The sequence below is a fragment of the Neiella marina genome, from assembly GCF_002165625.1.
GTDB lineage: Bacteria > Pseudomonadota > Gammaproteobacteria > Enterobacterales > Neiellaceae > Neiella > Neiella marina.
Genome location: NZ_NGNS01000030.1, coordinates 1 through 26,480 on the forward strand (window position 1 = coordinate 1; position 26,480 = coordinate 26,480).

General features: G+C 49.8%; 25 protein-coding genes and 1 pseudogene. 11 read left to right on the forward strand and 15 right to left on the reverse strand.

Annotation, left to right across the window (positions count from 1 at the left end; genetic code table 11):
- Positions 1-123 precede the first annotated feature (123 nt).
- Positions 124-519, reverse strand: a complete 396-nt coding sequence (panM, locus tag CBE68_RS17240) for an aspartate 1-decarboxylase autocleavage activator PanM (RefSeq protein WP_087507445.1) — start codon at positions 517-519, stop codon at positions 124-126.
- 41 nt (positions 520-560) lie between these two features.
- On the opposite strand from panM, the gene CBE68_RS17245 reads away from it, so the two are divergent.
- Together CBE68_RS17245 and CBE68_RS17250 are read left to right on the forward strand one after the other, a co-directional pair.
- On the forward strand, positions 561-830 hold the full coding sequence (locus CBE68_RS17245) for a YkgJ family cysteine cluster protein (protein WP_087507446.1): 270 nt from the start codon (positions 561-563) through the stop codon (positions 828-830).
- A gap of 92 nt (positions 831-922) precedes the next feature.
- Positions 923-1,306 (forward strand): hypothetical protein, encoded by a 384-nt coding sequence (locus CBE68_RS17250; protein ID WP_143824612.1) that lies wholly within the window; start codon positions 923-925, stop codon positions 1,304-1,306.
- Positions 1,307-1,351: 45 nt separating this feature from the next.
- Here the strand turns inward: CBE68_RS17250 and CBE68_RS18805 are convergent, their stop codons facing one another.
- From CBE68_RS18805 to gpmM, 3 genes are all read right to left on the reverse strand, one after another.
- The gene (locus tag CBE68_RS18805; RefSeq protein ID WP_158100657.1) at positions 1,352-1,498 is read right to left on the reverse strand and encodes a hypothetical protein; all 147 of its coding nucleotides are present in this window, start codon (positions 1,496-1,498) and stop codon (positions 1,352-1,354) included.
- 182 nt (positions 1,499-1,680) lie between these two features.
- Positions 1,681-2,811: a murein hydrolase activator EnvC family protein gene (locus tag CBE68_RS17255; RefSeq protein WP_087507448.1), complete on the reverse strand. Its 1,131-nt coding sequence runs from the start codon at positions 2,809-2,811 to the stop codon at positions 1,681-1,683.
- 12 nt (positions 2,812-2,823) lie between these two features.
- Positions 2,824-4,368: a 2,3-bisphosphoglycerate-independent phosphoglycerate mutase gene (gpmM, locus tag CBE68_RS17260; RefSeq protein ID WP_087507449.1), complete on the reverse strand. Its 1,545-nt coding sequence runs from the start codon at positions 4,366-4,368 to the stop codon at positions 2,824-2,826.
- Positions 4,369-4,623: 255 nt separating this feature from the next.
- On the opposite strand from gpmM, the gene CBE68_RS17265 reads away from it, so the two are divergent.
- Genes CBE68_RS17265 through gpsA form a run of 3 tightly spaced genes read left to right on the forward strand, consistent with a single transcriptional unit; the run spans position 4,624 to position 6,633 of the window.
- Entirely contained in the window at positions 4,624-5,052 is a 429-nt protein-coding gene (locus tag CBE68_RS17265) for a rhodanese-like domain-containing protein (protein WP_087507450.1), read from the forward strand.
- A 58-nt stretch (positions 5,053-5,110) separates the two neighbouring features.
- A complete protein-coding gene (secB, locus tag CBE68_RS17270) occupies positions 5,111-5,614 on the forward strand; it encodes a protein-export chaperone SecB (protein ID WP_087507451.1) in 504 nt (167 codons plus the stop codon).
- 5 nt (positions 5,615-5,619) lie between these two features.
- On the forward strand, positions 5,620-6,633 hold the full coding sequence (gene gpsA, locus CBE68_RS17275) for an NAD(P)H-dependent glycerol-3-phosphate dehydrogenase (protein WP_087507452.1): 1,014 nt from the start codon (positions 5,620-5,622) through the stop codon (positions 6,631-6,633).
- 7 nt (positions 6,634-6,640) lie between these two features.
- Here the strand turns inward: gpsA and CBE68_RS17280 are convergent, their stop codons facing one another.
- The 4 genes from CBE68_RS17280 to CBE68_RS17295 form a co-directional block, all read right to left on the reverse strand.
- The gene (locus CBE68_RS17280; protein ID WP_158100658.1) at positions 6,641-9,844 is read right to left on the reverse strand and encodes a tetratricopeptide repeat-containing diguanylate cyclase; all 3,204 of its coding nucleotides are present in this window, start codon (positions 9,842-9,844) and stop codon (positions 6,641-6,643) included.
- Positions 9,845-10,021: 177 nt separating this feature from the next.
- Complete coding sequence (locus CBE68_RS17285) at positions 10,022-10,492, reverse strand: tRNA (cytidine(34)-2'-O)-methyltransferase (RefSeq protein ID WP_087507480.1); 471 nt, start codon at positions 10,490-10,492, stop codon at positions 10,022-10,024.
- 120 nt (positions 10,493-10,612) lie between these two features.
- Positions 10,613-11,968, reverse strand: coding sequence for an ATP-binding protein (locus CBE68_RS17290; RefSeq protein WP_087507454.1), 1,356 nt, complete (start codon positions 11,966-11,968; stop codon positions 10,613-10,615).
- Positions 11,968-12,660, reverse strand: coding sequence for a response regulator (locus CBE68_RS17295; protein WP_087507455.1), 693 nt, complete (start codon positions 12,658-12,660; stop codon positions 11,968-11,970). Before CBE68_RS17295 ends, CBE68_RS17290 begins: the two co-directional genes overlap by 1 nt.
- A gap of 209 nt (positions 12,661-12,869) precedes the next feature.
- On the opposite strand from CBE68_RS17295, the gene CBE68_RS17300 reads away from it, so the two are divergent.
- From CBE68_RS17300 to CBE68_RS17320, 5 genes are all read left to right on the forward strand, one after another.
- A complete protein-coding gene (locus tag CBE68_RS17300) occupies positions 12,870-13,334 on the forward strand; it encodes a Spy/CpxP family protein refolding chaperone (RefSeq protein WP_087507456.1) in 465 nt (154 codons plus the stop codon).
- A 92-nt stretch (positions 13,335-13,426) separates the two neighbouring features.
- On the forward strand, positions 13,427-14,299 hold the full coding sequence (locus CBE68_RS17305; protein ID WP_087507457.1) for a cation diffusion facilitator family transporter: 873 nt from the start codon (positions 13,427-13,429) through the stop codon (positions 14,297-14,299).
- Positions 14,300-14,384: 85 nt separating this feature from the next.
- The gene (gene luxS, locus CBE68_RS17310; RefSeq protein WP_087507458.1) at positions 14,385-14,894 is read left to right on the forward strand and encodes an S-ribosylhomocysteine lyase; all 510 of its coding nucleotides are present in this window, start codon (positions 14,385-14,387) and stop codon (positions 14,892-14,894) included.
- A gap of 123 nt (positions 14,895-15,017) precedes the next feature.
- Complete coding sequence (locus CBE68_RS17315; protein WP_143824613.1) at positions 15,018-15,518, forward strand: hypothetical protein; 501 nt, start codon at positions 15,018-15,020, stop codon at positions 15,516-15,518.
- A complete protein-coding gene (locus tag CBE68_RS17320) occupies positions 15,515-16,501 on the forward strand; it encodes an alpha/beta fold hydrolase (protein ID WP_087507460.1) in 987 nt (328 codons plus the stop codon). Before CBE68_RS17315 ends, CBE68_RS17320 begins: the two co-directional genes overlap by 4 nt.
- A gap of 27 nt (positions 16,502-16,528) precedes the next feature.
- On the opposite strand, the gene CBE68_RS17325 is transcribed toward CBE68_RS17320, so the two are convergent.
- The 4 genes from CBE68_RS17325 to CBE68_RS17335 form a co-directional block, all read right to left on the reverse strand.
- A complete protein-coding gene (locus CBE68_RS17325; protein WP_087507461.1) occupies positions 16,529-17,365 on the reverse strand; it encodes an alpha/beta fold hydrolase in 837 nt (278 codons plus the stop codon).
- A gap of 126 nt (positions 17,366-17,491) precedes the next feature.
- On the reverse strand, positions 17,492-17,746 hold the full coding sequence (locus CBE68_RS17330) for a hypothetical protein (protein WP_087507462.1): 255 nt from the start codon (positions 17,744-17,746) through the stop codon (positions 17,492-17,494).
- 58 nt (positions 17,747-17,804) lie between these two features.
- Positions 17,805-17,936, reverse strand: a complete 132-nt coding sequence (locus CBE68_RS19035; RefSeq protein ID WP_268234496.1) for a hypothetical protein — start codon at positions 17,934-17,936, stop codon at positions 17,805-17,807.
- Between the two features lie 8 nt (positions 17,937-17,944).
- Positions 17,945-19,984, reverse strand: coding sequence for a S9 family peptidase (locus CBE68_RS17335; RefSeq protein ID WP_087507463.1), 2,040 nt, complete (start codon positions 19,982-19,984; stop codon positions 17,945-17,947).
- Between the two features lie 795 nt (positions 19,985-20,779).
- On the opposite strand from CBE68_RS17335, the pseudogene CBE68_RS19095 reads away from it, so the two are divergent.
- A pseudogene (locus CBE68_RS19095) lies at positions 20,780-22,171 on the forward strand (alpha/beta hydrolase family protein).
- 39 nt (positions 22,172-22,210) lie between these two features.
- Here CBE68_RS19095 and CBE68_RS17350 read toward each other — a convergent pair.
- The 3 genes from CBE68_RS17350 to CBE68_RS17360 form a co-directional block, all read right to left on the reverse strand.
- Positions 22,211-23,608, reverse strand: a complete 1,398-nt coding sequence (locus CBE68_RS17350; protein ID WP_087507466.1) for a GAF domain-containing sensor histidine kinase — start codon at positions 23,606-23,608, stop codon at positions 22,211-22,213.
- A gap of 146 nt (positions 23,609-23,754) precedes the next feature.
- On the reverse strand, positions 23,755-24,948 hold the full coding sequence (gene fabV / locus CBE68_RS17355; RefSeq protein ID WP_087507467.1) for an enoyl-ACP reductase FabV: 1,194 nt from the start codon (positions 24,946-24,948) through the stop codon (positions 23,755-23,757).
- Positions 24,949-25,279: 331 nt separating this feature from the next.
- Complete coding sequence (locus tag CBE68_RS17360) at positions 25,280-26,431, reverse strand: multidrug effflux MFS transporter (RefSeq protein ID WP_229744801.1); 1,152 nt, start codon at positions 26,429-26,431, stop codon at positions 25,280-25,282.
- Positions 26,432-26,480: the final 49 nt, after the last annotated feature.

Below are 26,480 nucleotides of genomic sequence, written 5' to 3' on the forward strand. Positions count from 1 at the left end.
GCACTTGAGCCTTGGCATGAAAACGCCAGAAGAAGTGCACAAAAAAGCCAGCGTTGGAGGAACGCTGGCTTAATCAAAAACCGTCAACTTATTTTAGGACGGCACATCAGAGACCAATTCCTGTCACTTTTTGCCCCAACGGCCACCGCCTTGATCGGTAAAACCAAGCGCCGTTAGAAAGCCATATTGTTGTAACTGGGGAATGTCACCCTCTTTCGCCTCCACCACAGTTGCTACACCGTCGTGCGCTGCAACTGCCTGTTCCAGTAAATAGCGACCCACTCCTCGTCTACGAGTGGCTTCTCGAACGACCAGCCAGTCAATTTTCAACAGCGATTCACTCACAGACAGCAGCAACAAGCCAATAGTTTTGGCATTAAAGGTGGCCAACCAAATTTCTGATTGCTGCTGTTGCAACCAAGATTCGATATCATTGACCCCGTCAGGCAAAGGTAGTTTTGCCAAATCCTGACAAAGCGCGGGAGTGATTTGTTGCAATGGCAACACGGTTAAACGCATGACGACTCTCTAAAACAATTGTGACAACAAAAGCTCAATGAATGGCTAAAACAAATTTTTCATGCCGCGCCGGCTGCGGCGCTTGCTGTATTGTACCCTCGATTAACTCTCCGATCCCAGGAATGCCAAACGGAAAGCCTGCTGGTGTGCGCTGCGTTCAATTGGATGATTTCAATCGCTGCAAGCTATTTGGTCAATCAAACCGCCCTCAGTTTTGTCACGACTTTAAAGCGCAACAGGATACCTGCGGTAATAGCAACCAGTATGCGTTCGATCACTTAATCGAGCTGGAGCAAGCAACCCAACCCTAGGTTTTTGAGAAATCGCGCATTGTATGAGCAGGTTAGCATTGTTAACATGAGGTTCAGACGTTCCTAGAAGCAAACCAACGGACGGATTTTACATGTCTCATACTCTTTGGAGAAAAGTTGTCAAATTAGCAGCCAAGGACTTTGCCTGCTTCTTGATGGCAACAGACGACAAGCAACGTACAGTAACGTTGGAAGCCATGCTTGGTTGTCGCAACCCCAATGCCGAACCTGTCGATCGAATCTACTTCGGCTGGCACGCGGTTTACGCCATGCCGGAAAGTGAATTGCAGCAGGTGGAATTACTGACTGGCAGTTGCCATAGTTTGGGTCAGTGGAATACAACTGATTTGTCAGCAGAAGAAATGAATATCATTGCTGAGCATATGACTGAGTTATTGAGTGATTGGCAACAAAAGCTAGAGCAACTGGAAATTCCATGTAACTTAGAGCAAGTCGCCTCTGCAGCTAATCAATAACATTGCTAACGAGCATAAAAAAACGCCGCTTTAAGCGGCGTTTTTTTATGCAAGCTTGATGCTTTCATCTGGGTCTTCAGCTGACCCTTGCTGGTTGTCCTGATCTAATGCTGCAATCATCGTGAGCATATCTCCCAATGTGTTGGTCGGCGATTGGGTTTGCTCATCTGTCATGTTGCGCGATTCAAGCATGGATAACCTCTGGCATTTGGTTAAGAGTAAAATGTTCTGGGACAGCATTACTCGGGGATGTGAATTAACTCACAAAACGAGCTTGAATACCAGTAAAATTAATACGGAAAAATAGACAACCGCACTTGACTTTGATGAAAATCAAAATTGTAAAATAAAAGTTTTTAGCTGTTATAAATCAGTTATTTACACCAAGAAGCTGGATTCATTGGCGTGCCTTGATGACGCATTTCAAAGTACAGTCCAGCACTGGTTTGTCCACCACTCTGGCCGACTAGAGCGATGGTATCGCCAGAACGAACCTCGTCTCCAGCTTGAAGCAACAGCGTTTGGGCATGGCCATACAAGCTCATGTAGCCTTTACCATGATCTAAAATCATCACTAGGCCCATGCCTTTAACCCAATCGGCAAATAACACTTTGCCATTGGCAATCGCTCTCACGTCATCACCCACAGGGCTGTCGATCAGCACGCCTTTCCAACGTATTTGGCCATGTCGGCGGCTATTGTACTTGTGCTTTAGTCTGCCCTTGGTTGGCCACCGCAATGCGCCTTTCTTTAGGCCACTCAGTTTCACCAAGCTGCGAGTCTTGGCCGACTCGTCCAGCAACCGACGCAACTCCTGCTCGCTTGCTTGTAATTGTTCTATACGTTCTTGCTCTGAGCTAATTTGTCGATTCAGCGAGCGAATGGCTTGCTGTTGCCGCGTCTCTTGGGCTTTGAGCAGTTGCTGCTCGGCGGATTGTTGACCCAACAATTCTTCCAATTGACGCGCATTGGCTAGCAAGTTCTGATCAACTTGTTCGAGCCGCTGCTCAGTCTGGCGAATCGCTTCAAGAGCATCAGCTCTGGCATTGTTTAGGTATTCAAAGTAGGTCAGTGTTCGTTCAATAGTGGCAGGGTCTTGCTGATTCATCAGCATGGTCAGATAGTCATGACGACCGGCCAAAAAATGACTCTCAAGCTGTGCTGCTAACACTTCTTGCTGTGCCGCTCGTGTCTGTTCCAATTTACTGCGTTTCGCTTGGAGATCGCGTTGCTGGGCTTGATTATCTTTAATTCGGCTTCGAGTTTGGTGCAGCTCTTTCGCTTGAGCAGCAACATCTAATTCAACCGAACGTAATTCGGCTTGAGCTCGTTTTTGCGCTTGCTGTTGTTTACTAAGGCTGGTTTTTCGCTTCTCAAGCTCTTGCTGCACTTCTTTGAGCTGACTGCCTTGCGGCTGCTCAGGCGCGGCGTAGGCAATATCGCCCACCAATAACAGCAGGCCAGCAACAATGCTGGCCTGATAACGAGAAGAAAATAACGACAACTGCGTTAAACCTTACTTCAGATTGACAAGAACCTTGCCGGTCATTTCCGGCGGCGTTTCCATACCGAGTAGGTTGAGCATAGTTGGCGCCAGATCGCTCAGCTTGCCACCCTCAACCAACTCAGCCTCACGACCGAAGTAAATCAAAGGAACCGGCTCGCTGGTATGAGCGGTATGCGCTTGACCGGTACTTTCATCACGCATTTTTTCAGCATTGCCATGGTCTGCGGTGATCAGACACTCACCACCAACTTCGTCCAACGCGTCAACAACACGGCCGATACAGTGGTCAACAGCTTCACAGGCTTTCACTGCAGCATCAAAGCTACCGGTGTGGCCAACCATGTCACCATTCGGGTAATTACAAATAATGACGTCGTACTTGTTGCTCTTAATCGCTTCAACAAATTGATTGGTGAGATCTTCAGAGCTCATTTCTGGCTGCAAGTCGTAAGTCGCAACTTTTGGCGATGGGATCAGAATGCGATCTTCACCTTCAAACGGGTCTTCTTTACCGCCGTTGAAGAAGAACGTCACGTGAGCGTACTTCTCCGTCTCAGAGATACGCAGCTGGGTGCGACCATTGTCAGCCAGCCATTGACCCAATACGTTGGTCAATTTTTCTGGTGGGAATGCGACGGTAGTGTCAATGTCTGCGGCATACTCGGTCAGCATGACAAAATCGCTCAGTGCAGGCACTTTTGCACGCTCAAAGCCATCAAACGGCTGATCGACAAATGCGCGCGTGATTTCACGGGCACGGTCGGCACGGAAGTTCATAAATACAACCGCATCGCCATCGTTAATAGCTGCGTCAGCTTCGCCATCTGCTTTGATCACGCTTGGCGCAACAAATTCATCATTCTCGTCACGCTCGTACGCCGCCAGCAGACCTTCAACTGCTGTTGGGTAGGTGTAATCTGTTTTCGCCTCAGTTAGCAATTCGTAGCACGACTGCACGCGCTCCCAACGCTTATCACGGTCCATGGCATAGAAGCGGCCACACAATGATGCGATACGACCTTTGCCTAGTTCCTCGAACTTAGCAGCAAAGCGTTCCAATGTTGCTTGAGCACTGCGCGGTGGCGTATCACGGCCATCTAAGAAAGCGTGCAGATAAATTTGCTCGGCGCCACGCTCTGCAGCCAGTTCAACCATGGCCATGATGTGGTCTTCGTGGCTGTGAACGCCACCCGGAGACATCAAGCCCATAATGTGAACAGCCTTGCCGCCAGCCACGGCTTTATCGACCGCGCCAGCTAGCGCAGCGTTTTCGAAGAACGTACGTTCTTTAATTGCTTTGGCAATCCGCGTTAGTTCCTGATAAACCACGCGGCCAGAGCCGATGTTGATGTGGCCTACTTCCGAGTTACCCATTTGACCGTCAGGCAAACCCACATCTAACCCTGAACCAGAAATCAGACCACTGGCGTAGTGGGCAGCCAATTTGTCTAAATTTGGCGTGTTGGCGTGGTGAATGGCGTTACTGGTGTCATCCTCGCGATAACCCCAACCATCAAGGATGATTAGGGCCAGCGTTTTCTTTTGATCACTCATGCTAGCGTTTCTCTTGTACCTTCAATGAATTAAAACTGCTGCCAGATGTTTCGGTGGCAAACACATGGCGTCGAATTTTGCTTCCTTTTGTTGGCCGTTATTATGACACAAATCAGCTTAAGGCAACGAGTTGAAAAATGCGCCATACAAACGGGTGCTCCCGATTCGATATTCTATGTATAATCCGTTGGCAATTTTCGCGGCCTACCGTAGCGTTCGGCGAAATAAGTTTTCACCCTCACGAAGAGAGACACGATGGATCAACTAATTGAATTCGTATCAGCCAATCCACTATTGAGCGGAGCTTGGATCATTTTGGCCGGTATGTTGATTTACAGCTTTATTGGCGGCCGTTTTCGTGGCTATGACTTGGTTTCTCCACATGAGCTGACCATGTTGGTCAATCGCGACAACGCCACCGTGGTTGATATCCGTGCTGTCGATAGTTTCCGTAAGGGCCATATTGCTGGAGCAAAGAACATCACTGCGTCCAAGATCACAGAAAGCAATCGTTCAGAGCTTGAAAAGCTGGCAGGCAAACCCATTATAGTTGTGTGTGAAGCAGGCATGACTGCAAACAAAGCCTGCGCAACGCTGAAACAATTGGGACTGGAAAACATCTACAGCCTGCGCGGCGGCATGAATGAATGGCGCCAGGCTAATTTACCAGTTGCCAGCAAATAACAGATTTTTTAATTTGATTCGTTGGCCAAAGGCCAACGCCAGAATAAGGTATAAAACCATGTCAGAAGAAGTACAAGCAAACGGCACCGCAGCGCCAGAAGCGCCACAATTCGCCATTCAACGTTTGTATATCAAAGATATTTCATTCGAATCGCCAAATGCGCCAGATGTGTTCCAAAAAGAGTGGAAGCCTGAAGTTAAATTGGATCTGGATACCAAGAGCCGCAAACTAACTGACGATGCCTATGAAGTTGTATTGTCCCTGACTGTGACCACTAACGTTGGCGACGAAGTAGCTTTCCTGTGTGAAGTACAACAAGCCGGTATCTTCGGTATTGGTGAAGTGAACGAAGCACAACTGGCGCACATGTTGGGCTCTTTCTGCCCGAATATCTTGTTCCCATACGCTCGTGAAGCAGTGACGAACTTGGTTACTCGCGGTACCTTCCCGCAGTTGAACCTAGCGCCAGTAAACTTTGATGCGCTATTTGCTTCTTATGTTCAAAAGCGCCAGCAAGAAGCTCAAGCAGCTGCTGCTGCCGCCAGCGGTAGCGACGCATAATCACGATGCCAACGCCAGCAATTACTGTATTAGGAGCGGGCTCATACGGCACCGCTCTGGCTTTATTGATCGCCCGCAATGGCCATCAAACCCTGCTTTGGGGGCATGAAGCCGATCACGTTGAACGCTTACAAGCCGATCGCGAAAACAAAGAGTTTTTGCCCGGCGTTGAGTTTCCAGACACCCTCGCTGTCACCAATGACATTGCCGAGGCAGCAAGTGCCTGCAATACCATTCTCGTGGTGGTACCTAGCTTCGCGTTTGCTGAAGTATTGAAGCGTATCCAACCACACCTCCAAGAAGGTGCCCGGGTGGCATGGGCAACCAAAGGTTTAGAAGCCGAAACCGGTCGACTGCTTGGCGATGTGGCCAAAGAGCAGTTGGGTGGTGACATCCCGCTAGCCGTCGTTTCAGGGCCTACCTTTGCAATGGAAATTGCCAAGGGATTACCAACAGCAATTGCCGTTGCCGGTGAAGATGATCAGCTTGACACCGATCTCGCTGATTTACTTCACTGCGCCAAGCGTTTTCGGGTCTATCGCAACGATGATTTCATCGGTCTTCAGCTCGGCGGCGCGGTTAAAAACGTTATTGCTATTGGCGCAGGCTTGGCTGATGGCATGGGCTTTGGAGCCAATGCGCGTACCGCACTGATCACTCGAGGCTTAGCGGAACTAACCCGGCTCGGCGTTGCGTTAGGCGCTAAACCAGAAACCTTTATGGGTATGTCTGGCCTTGGCGATTTGGTGCTGACTTGCACCGACAACCAGTCTCGCAACCGCCGCTTTGGTCTGGCATTAGGGCAAGGTAAAACCGTTGAACAAGCTGCTGAAGAGATTGGCCAAGTAGTAGAAGGCTACCGCAACACCAATGAGGTATACCGTTTATCTCAGCGCCTCGATATTGAAATGCCGATCGTTGATCAGGTTTATCAGGTGCTCTATCAAGGTAAGCCCGCTCAACTTGCCGCGGTTGACTTGTTAGCACGCGAGCAGACCAGCGAAGGGAAAGCCAGCTAGGGCGTGTTTACTGAGCAGGTGTTTCGTTGCTCTGAAAGCGAATCACCTGCCCTTTACCATTACCTTTAGCCTGATAAAGAGCCTTGTCCGCTTCGGTCAGCATGCTCGCCGCATTGGGCGCATGCAAGCGATAATCCGTCTGCGTCACCCCCACTGAACAACTCAACCATTTCTCCTGAGGAATAACCACCGGACGCTTTAGCGCTTTGCTCAGTGGCTCCGTGAAACCTCGTTTACTAACGAGCGCCTGCAGAATCCGTTCACCGACAAACTGGGCCTGCTCGGCTCCTGTTTCTGGCATGAATACGATAAACTCATCACCGCCCCAACGGCCAGCCACATCAACGTCCCTTAACTGCTCCAATAACAAATCGGCAAACCACTGCAGCAACAAATCACCGGCATCATGACCGAAGGTATCGTTGTAGTACTTAAAGTTATCCAGATCCATAAAGGCAAGCGACATGTAGCCAGTTTTTCCGGAGTAGCGGCGAACCCTGTTGATCTCATCTTGAATGGTGCTTTGCAACGCTTGTCTGTTGGCCAAACCCGTCAAGGTGTCGATCGAACTTAACTCAATCAACTTGTTTTGCTGCCGCACCGCCAGCAACTGGCTGGCAAGCTGGTTGCCGATTAGCGATAGCACTTCTTGATCATGCTTGCTGGGAGAGTATGGTTGATCGATATTAATCAGCACTAGCTGACAACAACGTAGGTTGCCATCTCGTAGCGGCAAAACACAAACCGAGCTCAAGCGTTGGCTGCCACCACGGAACAACCAGCTGCGATTCAATAGCAACTGCTGATTGCGATAATCACGAACGTCCTCTGCCAGTTCATCGACTGGGAAATTTTGCACTTGGCCGTCAACGTGAACAGCCATGACTTCAGCTTTTTCCGTTTGACAGTTCACTACCATCGCTACTTGGAAATCATAATGGCCACAGAGTAAACGGACGGTTTCTCGAGCAATCATCGATTCGCTAGAGCAATCCGAGCCAATTGCTTGCAGGGCGCTAATCAAGCGCACCTCTCGCATTCGCTTCCATAACTGGTTTAATCGCGCCTCTTGCTGCGCGAGTAAAAACAGGTGGTCAAGCTCCAACGTCGGTAGCGGCAAGTTAACCAGCACAGCCTCATTGCCCAATAGCCATTGGCGACATGCCTGCCAGCCTGCCGGCGTCCGTGATTTGATGGCATCGGCTTGTTCAAGCGCCGCGATCGCAGCTTCTTGAGACGGGGCACAACGGACCTGCACCTCTAACCACAACAACTGAAATTGATTGCGTAATCGGACACTTGTAGCAAGGCGCTGGTCAATATTGCTGATGGTGCTGTCGCGATCAAGTTTGCTTGGACCACCACTCTCGCCTAACAGCAACTGCAAAATCGGCAACAGTAAACTGGCGGACTGCGACATCGGAATCGACAGGCGCTTGCTGCGTTCCAAGCATTGCTGCGCCCTCAGCGATTCGCCACTCAAGACTAGCACGACCCCCTGAATCAAATGGACATCATGCAGATTGCGATAGGCAAAGTAACTTGAATGCTGGCTTACCATCAAACGACGTAATTTTTCTAAGATGGTGGCGCTGTGGCGGTAATTACGGACCATTAAATAAAGCCATGCCAAGTTGTACATGGTGGCAATGGTCTCACCAACATCATTGGCCTTAATGACTTGCTTCAAAGCACCATTGAAATAGTCATACGCATCTAAGAATTGCTCTTGCTGACAATAGAAATAGCCAAACCCATTGCGCACTCTGGCTATCTCTACCGGGTCTTGTAATTGATTACGGAGTCGCTCACTAATGGCGAAGCAACGTTTTGCTGGATGAATCCGCCGCATCGACTCCAACACCACAGCACGCGAATGATAGGCCGCAGCCAACCCCGCTCGCTGATCGGTTGTCCTCGCTATTCGGATCGCTTCTTTGGCGGCCTCTAGGGCCTGCGTTTCACTGAGTTTTGATGAATGTTCAAGTTGACCAAAAATATTCCGACACACATAAATTTGGCCATTGTGCATCTCTAATTGCTGCAACAACTGCAGTAGCTCGGCAATGCGTTCCAAACCAAAACCTGCGTTGGCGCGATTACAAGCGACAAAGTAGTTAAACAAGCAGTTGGCGCGCTCGCGCTCGTCAGCCAAACCTGAGGCATAATTCACTGCCTGGCGGCCACAACTAAGTGCTTGAGTTAAATCCGATTTGTATATGTATGCCCAGCAAAGGTGTCGATAGGCGCGTGCCAATGCACGGCGGTCAGAGCCTAACTGCGCTTGCTCCAAGATGCTATCGAGAGCATCGAACGCTTCATCCAACTCCCCCAAGTACAGCAAACAATGGCCTTTGAAAGCCTGCAGGTGCAAGCGCGAACTGGTGTCGTGACTTAACCCTTTGACGACAAAATTACGCTCGGTTTGCTCCGCAGCATAACTCGCTTCGGGCAAGCACATGAGTGCCAACAGCGCCTCGCAATCGCGCAACATGGCTCGCGGATCTTTAGCCATTATAAACGGGCTTTCAGGCCAAACCTGGCTTGCTCCCGTCACTTCATGCTCATGAACGTCGAGAAAGCCTTGTTCACCATCTAGCCACTCAACAAATCCGTGCCAATAGTCCTGAATTCGTTCATCAGCATGGATGTACTCTGGATCAAGCGACATGACCAACATGAAGTGGGCTGATTGGATGTCTGCAAGTCGTCTCACCACCTGTAACGTCGAAGGTCCAGCGAACTGGAAATCGCTAACCAGCAGGCACAACGGCGTTTGTTGAGCAAGCCAACGCAACATGGAAACAATTAAATCGGCGGCAAAATTGCGCTCATAGACCAGTTCTCCCGGCAGTGGCAGCTCAATTCTAGAGGGAGACTTACCAGCGAAATAGCGCAGCAACATGGCGCGGTATTGGTTACGCACAGCAATGCCGTCAAGCAGCTGCTCGGGCGATATTTGACGTTGCCGGATAACCTGTGCAATGAGCGGCAGCAGTGGACTAAACGGGTGACTGGTATCACGTTCGTACAAGCGCCAGCGAAATGCTGTTAAGCCCTCACTAGCAGCCCAATGATCCATCATTCGGCAGCTCGGTTCGCGACGGTCACCTCGGACAAAGGACACATTGGCTACGCCTTGCTGGCACTGCTGCCAACGTTGTCTCAAGCGCTTAAATGTTGCCGATTCAGTGACTGAAGATTCGCTCACAAGCGGTTCCATGGTGACACTACAAGTCCCTTGTTTTGACTATCGAACCATTATCTGCGGATTGGTCTGACTAGTAAATCGCCAATGAATCACAAATCCACCAACAAATGCCAATTATGTGACCTCGACATGAGCATAGCTTATTGATCTACTTGGTTTTATAACCTAGTCACTAAATTATTGGCTGACCGCGCCAGCAAAATCCATTTGGCGCCAGGCTTCATAGCTGACAATTGCCACCGCATTAGACAAGTTCAAGCTTCGGGCATCAGCCATCATTGGAATGCGGATGCGATGATCTGGCGAAAAGCCATTGCGAATGGAATCCGGTAAGCCAGTGGTTTCAGAGCCAAATAGCAACACATCATCGGCTTGATAAGTCGGCTCAGTGTGAGGGCGGCTGCCTTTTGTGGTCAGTGCAAACATCCGCCGCCCAGCCATTGCTTCAGCAAATGTGTCAAAGTTTGGGTAACGACTCACTCTCGCTAGATCATGATAATCCAACCCAGCGCGGCGCAACTTTTTCTCTTCGAGATCAAAGCCAAATGGCTCAATTAAATGAAGTTGGGCGCCACAGTTAGCGGCGAGCCGGATAATGTTTCCGGTATTGGGCGCAATCTGAGGTTCGTGTAGGGCAATATGAAACATGTCGAGCTCTGGCCAATAATGCAATCGCGCCATTGTACGCGCTCTATGGCCTCGACTCTACTTCACCTGCCATGCACACTGTCGCTCCGCGTCGCTCGGCCTCATCAGCCATCGAGCCCATCAGTCATCGATCGCCATCCTAGGAAAGCGTAATACAATTCTCAGCCCCCCTAACTCTGCCGCTTCCGCTCGGACATCACCGTGATGGAAACGCATCGCTTGCGCAACAATGGCAAGCCCTAAGCCTGCGCCACCGCGCTCACGTTGACGAGCAAACTCGGGCCGATAGAAAGGCTCAAACAACTTGCTATGCTCTCCCTCAGGGACACCGCAGCCATCATCCTCAATGGTCAGCACTAACTGTTGGTCAGTGGCTGTCAGCTTAATTTGCAGCATTGAGTCGGCATAGCGACTGGCATTCTCCAGTACGTTGCCAATAGCCCGCTTCAACAAATCGCCATTGCCGGTCATGCTGATGGCTGCGGCTTCAGCTGGCTCGATGGTCAATGAAATCTTCAGTTCAGGGTGAGTGAAACGCAAATTGTCGACACAATGGTGGAGCACAGAGTTGAATTCTAATGCCTGCTTGTCATGCTCTGGCATCAGTTGCATCCGAGACAGGCTCAGAAGCTGTTCAATCATGTCGTTCAGTACTTCACTCTCATGGCGAATGCGGTCACTTTCGTTGTTATTGCCCAATCGCTTGACCAGCAGTGAATTAGCCAAACTCAATCGAGTCAGAGGCGAACGCAGTTCGTGGGAAACATCACTCAATAAGCGTTTATGAGCGGCCAGAGCATCATCGATAGTGGTTGCCATGGAACTAACCGATCGCGCCAGCGAACCAATTTCATCTTTGCGCTTGCGGACCGACTCCGCCACGGGTGCGTTAAAGTCACCAGCGGCAATTAAATTCGCAGTGCCCCTGAGCTCAGCAAGAGGTTTAACGATTTGCCGCGCAACCAAGTAGGCCAATCCGCCCAACAACAAAGCCACGCAAGTGAGCAGCAGCGGACTTTGGCGCAACATATTGCGCAACCAAACGCCACGGCTAATCCGCTCGGGGAGGCCTAAGAACACCAAATATTGATGATCGGAATAACTAACCTTGAGCGGACCAACAATCCAATGAGGGCCCATTTTGTTGAGCAGTGGCTGCTCGAGATCGAGTAACGGCTGAACTTGCTCGATGAACTGAGGAGGAATTTTTTCCGTGATGAACTGACTTTGCTCGGAATCATAGAGCCACAACATCGCGCCATCGGGCATGACTTGACGGTGCTTCAACCACTTGCCCTTTTTCCCCCGAGATAACATACGATCAACTTTGCTGACCTGTCGCTCACTGTATTCTGCCAACCGTGGATCGAGTTGCTGAGGACCAACCGGCACTAACATAGGCCACGCTAGCATTAGCGCAGCCACCGCTAGTAGCGCAACCCATAGCCAGATGAAAATCCGTATTGATAACGACATTAACTGCTCCGCACCACTTCTGCAGACCAACTATATCCTCGACCACGGAGAGTTTTGATAGGCACTTCATCTAAGTACTCAGCCAGCTTCTTGCGGACATGGCTAACATGCATATCAATGCTCCGATCAAACGGCATCATCCGACGTCCAAGCGCTCTCAAACTCAAGGTTTCTTTATCCACTGGTTGTCCGGGGTTTTCCATCAAGCATGCTAAAATCGCCAATTCGGCGCTGGTCATACTCAAATCTTGGTGCTGCCAATGGGCAGTTTGCTTGGCGATATTGACCGACACACCAGCGGACAATAGACCGTCACCTAGATCTTGCGCTGGTTGATAGCGCCGTAACACAGCTTTCATGCGCGCTACTAATTCAGCCTCTGTGAACGGCTTTGGTAAGTAATCATCAGCGCCGTGTTCCAAGCCAAGTACACGATCAGCGGGTTCACCCCGTGCTGTTAGCATGATCACCGGCACGGTCGACTGTTGACGTAATTGCTTAAGGACTTCAAAGCCATTGAGTTGTGGCAGCATGACATCCAACAATATCAATTCATGCTGGCCCTCAAGCCCCTTCTGCAACCCCGTCTGGCCATCATGAACTGCATCAATCTGATAGCCTTCATATTGCAGCAGCTCAGTCAGTAAACTGGCCAATTCAGTATCATCGTCAATCAGTAGTACCCGATTCATGATTTCCTCGATTGTTACCGTACTGCTCAAGATTACTTGCCGCAGCCAGGCAACTCTAGCGACTCGATTCAATTTTACGAATCTTTACGTTGCCTTGACGTTGCTTTGCATTGCTTCCCTTAGACTTCAATCATCGTTGTTCCCCCAACGACTAAAACTGAATTGAACGTAACAGATCTTTGAGCTACCCAACCTGAAGGATTAACAAAATGAAAGCTAAAGCACTTGTCATGGCCTTATGTTGTACGCTTGGTATCGCTGCTCCAGCGTTTGCCAAAGGCCAAATGCCGATGGGCAAAATCTTCCGCCAACTAGATTTAACAGAAGAGCAAAAAACTCAGATTAAAGAACTACGCAGCGAGCAACGCGAAGTTGGCCAAGCTCAAAAAGAGACCAACTCGGCAACTCGCGACGCTCACAAAGCAGCGATGAAAGCTCTAATGACTAACCCAACCTTTGACCAAGACGAAGCTGCTCGTTTGATCGATGAGCGCAATGCGCAACAAAAAGCACGTAGTATTGAGAAAATGCGCGCTCACCATGCCATCATGCAGGTGCTGACGCCGCAACAGCAAACTCAATTCATCGAACTGATGGAACAACAAAAAAAGCGTGGCGACAAAAAAGGTAAAAAAGGCAAGCAAGGCCAAAACTTGGGCGGCAGTGGCTTCTAACAGCTAATTAGCCAAACATTGCCTCAACTCATTGAGCTGAGAGAAATATTCAGGCAGCATGTGGCACACTTGTGACTGCTGCCTGAGTTATCATGCCAGCCAACCATTACGCTACATGGGTTAAAAGAGCCAGCACTGCGGCTATCGTCGTCGCCATCATTCTGGTCATCATCAAAGGGGTTTGCTGGCTTTACACCGGCTCCGCCGCCCTACTTGCCTCGCTTCTCGATTCGCTTATCGATGCCCTCGCATCAGCGGTTAATTATGCCGCCATTCGCTGGGCGACCAAGCCTCCTGATGCCAATCATCGTTTCGGACATGGCAAAGTAGAAGCCATTGCAGCCCTCGCACAAAGCGGTTTTATTGCCGGTTCAGCGCTACTGTTGGCAATGCATGGCATTGATCGAATGCTCAACCCGACAATTGTCAAAAACCTCCCGATAGGTCTGACGGCAATGGCTATTGCCATGCTATTAACCGTGGCTTTGGTTGCATTTCAAACCGTTGCCATTGCTAAAACTGATAGCACAGCGATCCGCGCCGACCGCCTCCATTACCAATCCGATATCCTAATGAATCTCGCAGTATTCAGCTCATTGGCATTGACTTGGTATGGTTGGCAAGCGGCTGATGCTTGGTTTGCATTGGCGATTGCCTGTTACATGCTGTTTAGTGTGGTGGCCATCATTCGCCATGCGTTTTCCCATTTGATGGACCATGAGCTATCGCCTGATGAGCGCCAGTTGATTATCGACAAAGTCCTTGAACACCCTGAGGTGCGCGGCTACCACGATCTGCGCACCCGACAATCTGCCGGTACTCGCTTCGTTCAGCTCCATCTTGAACTCGACGGTTCGTTATCGTTGACTCAAGCACACACCATTTGTGATCAAGTCGAGCGCGATGTCGCTGATCTATTTGAGCTAGCAGACGTTATTATTCACCAAGACGTTGCTGCCAAATAGCCCGCACAGACGGTAGTGGGATATTCTCCATTGAACTTGCTAAACTGGGCAGCATTGATACTTTTCCACCTAAAGAGTTTTTACTATGCCTCTGCTCGATAGTTTTACGGTTGACCACACCAAGATGACAGCCCCTGCTGTCCGCGTCGCCAAAACCATGCAAACGCCAAAGCAAGACACCATTACAGTATTCGATCTGCGCTTTTGCGTACCAAATGCTGAAATTTTGTCTGAGCGTGGAATCCACACCCTTGAGCACTTGTTTGCCGGCTTTATGCGCAACCATCTCAATTCTGATCAAGTTGAAATTATTGATATTTCACCGATGGGTTGCCGTACCGGCTTTTACATGAGCCTGATAGGAACACCGACTGAGCAACAAGTTGCTGACGCTTGGTTAGCATCAATGGAAGATGTATTGGCTGTCTCTAACCAAAATGAAATCCCTGAACTCAATGAATATCAATGCGGTACTTACGACATGCATTCACTTGAGGAAGCCCAACAAATTGCTCAGGCAATTAAAGGCAAGGGCATTGGTATCAATAGTAACGACGCTCTTGCCCTACCTCAGTCGCTATTAAGCCAGCTTTAACCGCAGTTGGCACAATGCAATTGCAGATGGTTGCGATGATGTAAAACAGCGTAACCATCTCTTTACTTCGCCCTTGCGGTTAGCCAATATACCGACTGGCTTTTCCAATTGTTTGTTCGCTCTATGATGTACCTAATTGTAATTCTCGTCGCTAGTTTATTGGTTAACCTTCTGCTATTCGTCGAGCGGTTATCACTGCTCAAGAAAATAGCCAAAGGCGACAAGTTGCTCAGAAGCGCTAACCAGCAGCTGCAGCTAACCCGCCAAACGCTGACCCACACGACTCATCAGTTGCAAGAGCAAATGTTGAGACAAGTGAACGCCAAACAAGGCGCTATCCAACAGCGAACCTCTCAGGTCTTAGAGCACCTGATTGAGCGCCTGCCAGCAATCATTCAAACTCAGGCGCAAACTGGCCAAAATTATGTGCAGGTATTGAAAACTCTGCCGTCACCAGAAGGTTGCAGCGTTGAGGAGTTAACCGATTACTTTAAAGAGCGCAATAAAACTTGGGCTCGATTATGGCAAATGCGCGATCCTAACGCCCTGATGAAGCTCATGAATGCAATGATGAGCCACTCAACCAGCGAAGCAAAACAAGCAGAAACATCGACATCATCGTGAACCATGCGGAGCCATTAACGGAAGATGATCCCCAACGTCAGGTCAAGCTGACGCAATTTGTCGAGCGCCACGAACAGCAACACATCATGACGGGCTGTCGTGGTATGCGGCTGCATTATGTTTTTTACCCGCAAGCCAATAAACCCACCATTGTCGTTGCCCCTGGCCGTGCGGAAGCGGCTTTCAAGTATCGTGAACTAGCAAGAGACTTTTATCAGCGCGGCTTTCAAGTCGCGGTAATCGATCACCGCGGACAAGGCTTATCAGAGCGTTTTTTCCCCAATCGTCAGCTGGGCCATATGGACGACTTTGAATACGCCGCCAAAGACTTACTACAATTAGCCAAACGAGTTCAATTCAATCATCAACCTTGCTATCTGATCGCTCACTCAATGGGCGCGACAATTGGTTTACGCGCTTGCCAAATGGAACCGGGGTTGTTTGCTCGAGTTGCGCTAATGGCGCCAATGCTGTCGCTACCACTGCCGATGCCTGCCATGTTAATGCGAGTATATTTGTGGTGGCGAACGACGACAGAGCGCATCGCTTGGCGTAAACATCGCCAGCCCCCAGAGTACATATCACCAGGCCGCCGCGAGTATCACGACGGAGGTTTTCGCAACAACCCACTGACCTCAAGTCTGGTCCGATATAATGCATTTCGCCAAATGTATGAGCAGCAGCCTAAACTGCAACTGGGCGGACCAACGTCTGGCTGGTTGCGCGCGGCGCTGGCTTTAATCGCAACCGTGTTCAGCGAAGTGGATAAAATCGATCAGCCAATGCTAGTGGCCCTTGCCGACGACGAGCGGGTAGTGACGGCAACCGGCCAACACAAACTGCGACAGCGATTGGCGTCGAGTTCGATAACTCAACAGTGGCTGCAACTGGAACATTGCCGCCATGAGCCGTTACTCGAAATCGATGCAGTTCGAACCCCATTAATCGAACAAATTTTCCATTTCTTTACCACCAGCAACTAGGGTCTGACAGCAGTCCTATGGCGACGATTATTGCTGCAAATTGGCGATGATTGGATTGATCACACTGGCTAGTCGATTTGGCTCTGTTAACGGCAATAAATGCTCACTTCCTTCCAGTTCGATAAACTCATGGGCAGGCTGAATTTGCTGCCAATGACGCCATTGAGGCGCTGCTAAAGTATTCGACAATTCCGCGCGAATAGCAGTGGTAGGTACTTGCAACTTCCGTAAGGTGGTCCATATGTTAGGCAACGAGCCATAAATCGCCGCTTCCCAAGCCTTACCAAACCGCAACCGGAGCTCGTCACCTATGGTTTCAAAACCATGCTCAATGTAGGCATGGAGTGCATCATCTGACAGGTTTCGAAACGCTGCGGCACGGCGATGAAAACGAAATGCCGCTTGTCGGTCGGAGAACGCCTCTGGCCGACCTAGGGTTTTCTTAATCATCGGAATCCGCCGCTTCATGGACCAAGGAAGCCAACGTAGGAAGTGTGCTTTGTGCGACGGAAACATCACCGGATCGACCAAAATCAGTTGTCGGAATAGCTCCGGCCGCCGTTGCGCCGCCATCATTCCCACTACAGCGCCAAGTGAATGACCCAACAACACCACCGGCGGCAACTGCTGAGCTTCAATCTGGGCGATCAAATCGGAAGCAAATGTTTGCCAATGCAATCGCGCAGGCGGCTTTTGCTGGCCGCGCCACAACGGCCGGTGTTCGGTTAACCAGAGTTCCAAGTTACCGCTGAGTTGCCGAAGCAGCGGTTGATATACCATCGGTGGAAAGCCATTAGCGGGTGACAGCACCAGCGGGGTTGCCCCCTGTTGACGGCTCTCTGAATGAAGGATCAGTGGTGTCATCGCTACTCCATGAAACAACGGCTAATGCTGAGTTGGATTGGTAGTATCCACTGAAGGTTAAGATAGACGAATGGTCTGACCAGTTCAATCTGAGGCTAAAAAAGAACAGCTGAAGTGCGCAGCAGATCAGCGGACGCGGAGATCAGGATCGCTTTGAATTAGGCCATGGTGATCAACCGTTAATAACGTATGGCCATGTTCTAAAACAGCTAGCGGCGCCATTTCAGCATTGCGCACAAACAATAAGCTAGCGCCCATGTGAATTAAGTCACTGACGCGATCCATCTGAAATTGGCGTAATTTTTTTGAATGCTGCTCCGGAACAGCAGCACTTTTTCGACGCTCTTTCAAAGCAAAGCCCGAGCGTACCCCAAAAACCATGAATTCCTCACTGGAAAATTGTTATCGCAACCGCCATGTTCTTGGCAGTCGTCATATTCTAGTCAAGCGCAACCATATCCTTGCCTCGTTGAGGGATAATGTCAACTGGAATGTTAGCTGCTGCTAACTTATCGAGATCTGCCGCTAATTCTGGCTTATTGGTGCCAGTTTCAGCGGCAGTATTTGCCATGATCGCGACTACTTGCTAGTCCAATCATCCATCCAGCGGAACACCTCGGCATACCACTGTTTAAGGTTATCCATGTTCAAAATCCAATGATTTTCATCCGGGTACATGATAAGGCGACTTGGAATCCCCCGACGCTGCAATGCTGTGAATGCGGCAATGCCCTGATCGTAAGGCACTCGGAAGTCTTTTTCGCCATGAATGACTAACATCGGCGTTTTCCAGTTGTCGACATAGTTAGCTGGATTGAACTTGACGTAGTCATCGGCGCCCTGCCATTGCGGCCCGCCCCATTCATGCTCTGGAAACCATAATTCTTCGGTGGTGGCATAGAACCCGGGTAAGTCGTATAAGCCCGCATGGTTAATCAAGCATTTAAAACCGTCATTCCAGTTGCCTGCTATCCAGTTGATCATGTATCCGCCGTAGGATGCTCCCAAGGCGCACGCATTGCTCTGATCCAACCAAGGTTGCTGCTTCGCCACCGCAGCAAAACCTTTTTGCAAATCGATCAGCGGTTTGCCTCCCCAGTCTCGCGAGATCGAGTTGGTAAACTGCTGGCCATATCCAGTTGAGCCATGGAAGTCGATCATCACCACACCGTAACCTTGGGCAGCCCATAGCTGGGCATTCCAGCGGAAGTGGAACATATTGCCAAATGAACCTTGTGGACCGCCGTGGATCAAAAATGCCACTGGGTACTTTTTACCAGCTTTATAATTGACCGGCTTTAGCCAGTAACCATAGACGGTTTCATCATTCCAGCCGCTGAATTTGAATTGCTCAAATTCGCCGAACTGTACGTCTGCCAGACGTGCTTTATTGACCGCAGTTAAAGCTGCTGTTTTGCCGCTGCTCAGATCCAATGCGTATATATCTTTTGGCGCATTCAGCGCATGACGACTGAACACCAAGCGGTCACCAGCTACGTTCAAATCACCGGCGTAACCGTCACTGAATAAACGCGTGACTTTGTCGCTATTGACATCAACCACAAAGATACTGCGCTGGCCAACATCCTGAGCAGTTACATAGAGCTTGCTACTATCAGCACTGAAAATGAGTGAGCCGGTTGAGCGGTCCCAATCAGTGGCAATTTGTTTTGATTGTCCGGTCTTCAGATCGCGCAAAACGATACCAAAACGGTCCGCTTCAAAACCTGGCTTGTTCATCGCTAGATAGGCAAGCGTTTTGCCATCCGGCGACAGTGTCGGATGACTGTCCCAAGCCTTGTTTTCTGTGGTGAGGTTGCTGATCTTGCCGCTGCCAATCTCGCTGTAGTACAAGTCAAAGTTGGTGTGCCAAGGCTGATCAGGACCCGGCGCTTTGGCAGCAAAAATTACTGCCTTACCATCATTGGTAATAGCCACTTCTTCCATACCAGAAAAAGGCCGCGCCGGGGCATCAGTATTCCAACCTTGCATCAAAGGTTCGGCATCATCGATCATCTTGCCATCGATTGTTGCAGTGAACAGGTGGCGCTTAAATGGCGATAACCAAGTATCCCAGTGACGAACCATTAATTGATCGTAGACCCGACCAGTGGCCTTCTGCGATTGGTGCGCCTCGATCTTGTCTGCCGAGCATTGCAACGTCTTACAATCGACATCAACACTCATCGATAACACCAAGGTTTTACCGTCAGCACTCAGCTTAAAGCCTTCAACATCCAGTGGCAGATCAGATACCTGCAGCGCTTCTCCACCATTAAGCGGAAGCCGCCAGATCTGTGAAGAGCCACTTCGCGACGTGAGGAACAAGAGGCCACTGCCGTCCGGCGCCCAAACCACATTATGCTCGCCTTGACCACTGGTGATTTGACGGGCTTCGCCGTTGCCGTCGAGGTCTTGGAGGAACAGCGCATTTGATTTTTTCTGTTCGTCAACTGCTGGCGACTTAACGCCATAAACCAATTGGCTGCCATCTGGCGAAACCGTCACGCTGTGAATCTTGTTTAGCGTTGCGATGGTATCAACCGTTAGCCCTCGCGTATCGCCATAAGCGCTGGTTGCACAGGCAGATAACGCCAATGCAAAAAGCTTGTGTTTCATCGGTAAACTCCTAGTGAATATGTCCTGAAAGCCTGCTTTCGAGTTCTTAGCAGGGGTTGGTAGTTGTTGCTGTTATTGTTTTTTGCGCGCTGATTATACCGAATCCGCAGACCCTCGGGCGAGATCACAGTCTGCCGTTTTCAACGTCGACTTCGTTGTTCTTTTATTGCGCAAATGATCGATATTGATATTATCTGCCCGAATTTGATTAATTAAATGAATTTAACTATGCACCCAACTCGAGCATTGCTCGCTTTGCTAACTCTGCTGTGCGCCATCGGAGCGTACGCGGCCCCTTCCCAACCCGCCTTACCACTTGAAGTTTATGCCAACCCCGCAGAGATCGGCATGATGCGCCTTTCTCCCGATGGCAAGCGATATGCCTATCGGCTGACGAGAGGCGAAAAGAAATACTTAGTGGTGAAGGAGTTCGGCCAAGAAAAACCGATTGGCGCCATCGACATCGAAAGTATCAACCCACGCAACATCTACTTTATTGACAAAAATCGGCTGATTTTAAGAGCCTATGAGTACACCGTTGTTGGTGGCTTCACAGGCAAACACAATGTATCCATGGCCTGGGTATATGATTTACAGGAGCAAAAGGTGAGGCAACTGCTGTTCCCCGGCTACGGCATTTTCAAGGGCCAAGGGGGCCTTGGTAAAGTCGTGGGGATCATGCCTGAACAAAATCGCATTTTCATGCCTGCCTATATCGGTGACATGTATAGTGGCGCTGATCCGATCTATACCCTTACGTCAGTTCGCCTTGATCGCAAAAGTAAACCACGGAAAATGACGCGCGGAGCCCATGATGCGACCGATTTCTTCGTTGACGAGAACGGCGAACTCATCGCCCAAGAGTATTACAGCAATAAGAATGATATTCATCGTGTGCAAGCCCGACAAGATGGCCGCTGGGTGACTATTTTCGAAGAGAAAGCTAAAATCAGGAAGCGCAGCTTCGTCGGTTTACCCCCAGATCGCAGCAGTTTGGTAATGCTCAAAACCGACAGATCTGGGCGGCGAAATTACTTCACCATGTCACTAACAGATGGCACTATTTCTAAGCCTCTGTTCCAGAATAAAAACGCAGATGTCGAAGCGGTGATGAGCGATCTAAACCGAGTCGTCTACGGAGTCAGGTTCTCTGGCTTTCACCCAAGCTATGCCTTCTTTGATCCGAAGATTGATAAGCTCTATCAGGATATTCAAAAATCATCACCGAGCCATTCTTTTACCATCTCCGATCATACTCCTGACTGGTCGAAAATCCTGTTTTATGTAGAGGGCAAAGGAAGCGCAGGCGATTACATGCTGTATGAGAATGGCGGGTTCTCGTTCGTCGACACCGCGCGCCGATATGTTCACCCCTCGCAAGTTCACCCGGTGATTGCAACATCCTTTCAAGCACGAGATGACCTGACCATCCCAACCCTTTTGACCTACCCCAACACCTCGCCGCAACCAGCCAAAAAGCTGCCCACTGCGGTTTACCCCCATGGCGGCCCTGCGTCATATGACAAAATCAGATTCAATTGGATGGCCCAGTATCTCGCTAGCCGAGGTTTCTTGGTCATTCAGCCTCAATTTCGCGGTTCGAGAGGGTTTGGTCGAGCCCATCGAACAGCAGGCAACGGTGAATGGGGGAAGAAAATGCAACACGACATCACTGATGCGGTGAAGCACTATATCGCCGCAGGTGAAGTGGATCCTGACCGCATCTGCATTATAGGCGCTAGTTACGGCGGCTATGCTGCGCTAGCTGGCGGCGCCTTTACCCCGGACTTGTATCAATGTGTGGTCTCTATTAATGGCGTCAGTGGAATTCCGGAAATGCTGGAGTTTGAAGAGGACAGACACAATTCCGACAGTTGGGTGCTGACCTAGTGGCGCAAAGTAATTGCCAACAATAATTTGTCAGACGACTTTCTCGAATCTATTTCACCACTCCATCATGCCAAGGCATTTCAGGCCCCTGTACTTCTGATCCACGGTGAAATTGATAAGGTGGTGCCGCTGGAGCAATCCGAAGACATGGCCGACAAGCTGGAAGACAACGATAAAGAATTTGAATTTGTTGAACTTGACGATGAAGGGCATAGCCTGCGCAAAACAAAGTCAAAACTGGCGACATTGAAAGCGGTCGACAAATTTCTCCACAAACACTTGAAGAAATCGGCTTAAAACTAAATCACCAGCTGGCAGTCAGCTTAAACTGGCTGCTTATTTGGGTAAGGCAATTTGAAAGCGCACACCGACAGGCGAATCAACTAACTTGATGGAGCCGTTGTAAGCGTTGTAAATAATATTGCGGATGATGTTAAGCCCAAGCCCCATTTTGCCTTTGGTTTTATTAGGCGAGTAGAACGGCTCAAACACCTTTTCCTTGTCATCTGCCGCGATGCCAATACCGTCATCGTGGTAGGTGATATGAATATGAGAGTTGGACTCTGACACGCCGATGGAAATATGGCCCCGATTAGAGCCATTGAAACCATGCACCAAAGAGTTATCGACCAGCGCACTAAGAATTTGCCACAAGGTATAACGGGAACGACAGCGGATCGCTGAATTCACTTCAATCGCTATGTTGTTAAAACCAGTTTTCTGGCGATAACTGGTTTTCAATTCGGTCAGCAACTCACCAATGTCGAACTTCGCTTCGGACTGGAAAGAACCGCTCGAATCGACTTGTTTGAAAATCTGAATGAGCTGCGAGCTTTTATAAAGATTGGATTCGGTTAGCTTGAACTTTTCTTCTAGGCTGGCGAGCAAAGCGGTGGCTTGAGATTGAGATAAAGTCTTGTTGCTAATGCCGCTCAACAAGCCGTTAATATCATTTTGGGCACACGAGATGGCGGTCATGGCAGTGCCCAGCGGCGTATTGAGTTCATGCGCGATACCGGTCAGCAACGTCTTTACCGTGACCTGCTTTTCAGCTTCCAACCGCGAAGCTTCATTGTCGCGCTGACGCCGGACCAAGTCAGACAGTTCACTGTTCACTTGCTCTAGTTCTTTGTTGCGGTCGTCAACGGTCTGACTTAACTGGCGATTGGCTTCAAGCAACTGCTGTCGATGATTCCAGTTTTCAAACACAACCGCGGCTAGATTGGCCGATGTTTCGATAAACTGAATATCTTCAGCGGTGGGCGATTGTGGCTCACCGTAATAGATCGCAAAGGTGCCATAAACTTTGCCCCCGGAACCAATGATTGGCTCCGACCAACAAGCTTGCAAGCCAGCCTTCAATGCCAGTGGTTTGTATTGCGACCAGTAGGGGTGGGTATTAATGTCCTCGACCACCACACGCTTTTTAGAGAAAGCCGCCGAACCACAAGAGCCAACCCCCAAACCAATAGCGACCCCTTCAAGTGCATCGCAATAGTCTTTCGGCAACGACACCGAGGCAAGTGGATGAAGTGTTTGACTATCGTCATTAAGGGCCAGCACAGAGGTTTTCATGGCCGGATTAAATTCCTCTGATTTAGCACAGAGAAAATTAAGAATGACATCTATGGATTCGCCTTGGGCGGCGAACTTCAATACCTCAGCCCGGCCTGCTTCCAGCCGGCTCAAGCGTTGCCAATAGTCTGCGTTTTTGTCGAACGTTGCGCAATTCACCGAATACCGTACTCATCTATTAGGAACTAATGAAATACAACTTTAATTTTAGAGCGAGACTGCTTTTTTAGCGAATTACGTGATTATCATTATCTGCAGATCAAAAAAGCGAGCCGAAGCTCGCTTTATGACTAAGTCAGTAGCGGTTACTCGCCTTCGAGCGGCAAATCAACCAAGGTACTAACATCTGCTTCATAATCGACATTGTCGAAATCAAAACCAAACAGCTTCAGGAAGTCGGACTTGTAACCGGCGTAATCGGTCAGCTCGAAAATGTTGTCGGTTTCAACTTGTGGCCACAAATCGGTTACTGCCTGTTGAACCGAGTCATCCAGTTCTTTGCCGTCAACCCGAATACGGTTGGCTTCATCGAGGATTTCTTCGCTCAGATACAGCTGGTCGAACAAACCACTGATTTGTTCGATACAGCCTTCGTGTGTGCCCTGCTCTTTCATCACTTTGTACAGCAGTGAAATATACAGCGGCATAATTGGAATGGCAGAAGAAGCCTGAGTCACCAGCGCCTTCAGTACAGCAACATTAGCCTTGATGCCTTTGTCGCCATATTGCTTGTTCATCTCGCTAACGGCGCGATCCAAATCCTCTTTGGCGCGGCCAATAGTGGCATGGCCGTAGATCGGCCAAGTTAGCTCTTTACCGATGTAGCTATACGCAACAGTGCGGGCATTGTCAGCCAACACGCCTGCTTCGGCCATCATATCAATCCAGCGCTGCCAATCTTCACCACCCATAACCTTCACGGTATCAGCAATCTCTTGCTCATTGGCTGGCTCTACCGATACTTCGTGAATGACTTCTTTGCTGGTGTCCAACGTACGGGCAGTGTAACCCTCGCCAATTGGCTTCAATACCGAGGTGAAGGTTTCGCCTGATACAGGATCGGTACGGCGCGGCGATGCCAACGAATACACCACCATGTCAACTTGACCTAAATCTTGTTTAATCAGATCAATGGTCTGTTGCTTAATGGCATCAGAGAATGCATCACCATTAATGCTTTTAGCATAAATGCCTGCTTCATCGGCAGCGGCATGAAATGCCGCTGAGTTGTAGTAACCAGCCGATGCACACTTCTTCTCTGTTGGTGGCTTCTCAAAGAACACACCAACGGTTTTTGCTTCAGAACCACCAAATGAGGCGGTAATCCGAGACGCAAGGCCGTAACCAGTGGATGCGCCAATTACCAGCACGCGTTTTGGGCCATCGGTGATGGCAGGCTGCTGACGAGTGTATTCGATTTGTTGTTTGACGTTTTCAGCACAGCCAGTCGGGTGTGCGTTAATGCAGATAAAGCCACGTACGCGCGGTTTGATGATCATAACGGTGTTGTCCTCGTGTGCACCGAATCTCGGAGCTTTTTAGTCAAAAGCCCTTGAAATTGAGGTCAGGGCTTAGGGTCGGCTGATCGTTGCTGACCCTAACAATTAAGTTGCTAATAGTGGCGGCATATTATCCATGTCTCAAGTTTTCGACAAACTCGACCACTTCTTTTCCACGTTTACTCTGAGCCATTTGCGGCTTGGGTAACAACTTTGCTGCGAAAGCATCCGCCGCATGGAGGCGGCGGCTGAGCCATCAGGGACGATTTCACGGCGTCTTGAAAAGTAACGTTGTTACCCAAACCCGTCCCACTGCATCACCAGTTGCTAGCTACTTTTGCCGACAGGCTAAGCCGATCAAGCCAAACGCCAAGGTACCGGTCGTCGCCATCAGCGCTACCATCGGCAACGGGCCATGATCATTGCCCAAGGTCACCAAGCCGCTCGCTAGCGCGCCCATACCGAACTGGCTCGCACCAAGCTGCGCCGAAGCAGTACCGGCATTAGTGCGAAATAGTTCCATCACTTGCTGAGTCGCATTGGGAAAAACAAAGCTGTTGACCCCAATCGCCAATGCCATTAGTGGCACAATCGTCATCAGTTGGCCCAGCCCTGAGGCAACCAGAGTGACAAGGCAGATTAACGCCATTAACTGCACAGTTTGTGCTCGCCGCAACACCACCCGCGCCTGTGCTCGGCCAGCAAGACGGCCATTGAAGAAGGCGCAAGTTGCCATGACCACGACATTGGCGGCAAACAAAATACCGTACAGTTCAGGGCTAGCACCAAAATATTCCATGTACAGATACGGCGAGCCAGCAATGAAGACAAACATAGTCGACGAGTGGAAAGCCATACCAATAAACCAAAGCCACCCTTTGGGCTCGGTCAATACCACTTTATAGCGGCGAAACAACGCCAATACATTTGCCTCCCCGGTACCTGGAGCCAAATCACCAAAAGCATGCCAGGACCAAACAAGCGCGATTGCGCCATAGGCCGCCAGCACCCAGTAAATAGCATGCCAATCACCGAGCCGAAGCAGAAATGAACCAACAGTGGGCGCTAACAATGGCGCCACCAGCATCACCGACAAAATTGCCGAACGCACCTTGATAGCGGCAGGGCCATCGAACTTATCGGTGATAATGGCATTGATCACCACCGCGCCTGCGGCACCACCAAAGGCCTGAATAATCCGCCAGATCATAAAGGATTCGACAGTCGTAGCGATTGCCGCCGCCACGCTGGCAACAACGAACAGTGCTAAGCCACCTAACATCACCGGGCGTCGACCGAGACCATCAGATAACGGTCCATGAATCAACTGACCAGCAGCAAAGCCGATCAAGAAGGTTGTTAGTGAACGCTGGACATCGGCCAACGGGGTATTGAAGTCCTGAGCAATGGTGGGCATTGCTGGGAGATACATATCGATAGCTAGAGGCGTCATGGCCACAACCATGGCCAATAACGTAATCATGCCTGCCACGACGACACTCGCATTTCTAAAAAAAAGGACAGCAAGTATA

Bases quoted from the DNA above. Each gene is read 5' to 3' on its own strand.
- luxS (WP_087507458.1), top strand. From the start codon at position 14,385: ATGCCTCTGCTCGATAGTTTTACGGTTGACCACACCAAGATGACAGCC.
- CBE68_RS18805 (WP_158100657.1), bottom strand. From the start codon at position 1,498: ATGCTTGAATCGCGCAACATGACAGATGAGCAAACCCAATCGCCGACC.
- CBE68_RS17295 (WP_087507455.1), bottom strand. From the start codon at position 12,660: ATGAATCGGGTACTACTGATTGACGATGATACTGAATTGGCCAGTTTA.
- CBE68_RS17265 (WP_087507450.1), top strand. From the start codon at position 4,624: ATGGATCAACTAATTGAATTCGTATCAGCCAATCCACTATTGAGCGGA.
- panM (WP_087507445.1), bottom strand. From the start codon at position 519: ATGCGTTTAACCGTGTTGCCATTGCAACAAATCACTCCCGCGCTTTGT.
- fabV (WP_087507467.1), bottom strand. From the start codon at position 24,948: ATGATCATCAAACCGCGCGTACGTGGCTTTATCTGCATTAACGCACAC.
- CBE68_RS17335 (WP_087507463.1), bottom strand. From the start codon at position 19,984: ATGAAACACAAGCTTTTTGCATTGGCGTTATCTGCCTGTGCAACCAGC.
- CBE68_RS17315 (WP_143824613.1), top strand. From the start codon at position 15,018: ATGATGTACCTAATTGTAATTCTCGTCGCTAGTTTATTGGTTAACCTT.
- CBE68_RS17305 (WP_087507457.1), top strand. From the start codon at position 13,427: ATGCCAGCCAACCATTACGCTACATGGGTTAAAAGAGCCAGCACTGCG.
- secB (WP_087507451.1), top strand. From the start codon at position 5,111: ATGTCAGAAGAAGTACAAGCAAACGGCACCGCAGCGCCAGAAGCGCCA.
- gpmM (WP_087507449.1), bottom strand. From the start codon at position 4,368: ATGAGTGATCAAAAGAAAACGCTGGCCCTAATCATCCTTGATGGTTGG.
- CBE68_RS19035 (WP_268234496.1), bottom strand. From the start codon at position 17,936: ATGGCAAATACTGCCGCTGAAACTGGCACCAATAAGCCAGAATTAGCG.
- CBE68_RS17330 (WP_087507462.1), bottom strand. From the start codon at position 17,746: ATGGTTTTTGGGGTACGCTCGGGCTTTGCTTTGAAAGAGCGTCGAAAA.
- CBE68_RS17325 (WP_087507461.1), bottom strand. From the start codon at position 17,365: ATGACACCACTGATCCTTCATTCAGAGAGCCGTCAACAGGGGGCAACC.
- CBE68_RS17300 (WP_087507456.1), top strand. From the start codon at position 12,870: ATGAAAGCTAAAGCACTTGTCATGGCCTTATGTTGTACGCTTGGTATC.
- CBE68_RS17360 (WP_229744801.1), bottom strand. From the start codon at position 26,431: ATGATTACGTTATTGGCCATGGTTGTGGCCATGACGCCTCTAGCTATC.
- CBE68_RS17245 (WP_087507446.1), top strand. From the start codon at position 561: ATGGCTAAAACAAATTTTTCATGCCGCGCCGGCTGCGGCGCTTGCTGT.
- CBE68_RS17250 (WP_143824612.1), top strand. From the start codon at position 923: ATGTCTCATACTCTTTGGAGAAAAGTTGTCAAATTAGCAGCCAAGGAC.
- gpsA (WP_087507452.1), top strand. From the start codon at position 5,620: ATGCCAACGCCAGCAATTACTGTATTAGGAGCGGGCTCATACGGCACC.
- CBE68_RS17290 (WP_087507454.1), bottom strand. From the start codon at position 11,968: ATGTCGTTATCAATACGGATTTTCATCTGGCTATGGGTTGCGCTACTA.
- CBE68_RS17285 (WP_087507480.1), bottom strand. From the start codon at position 10,492: ATGTTTCATATTGCCCTACACGAACCTCAGATTGCGCCCAATACCGGA.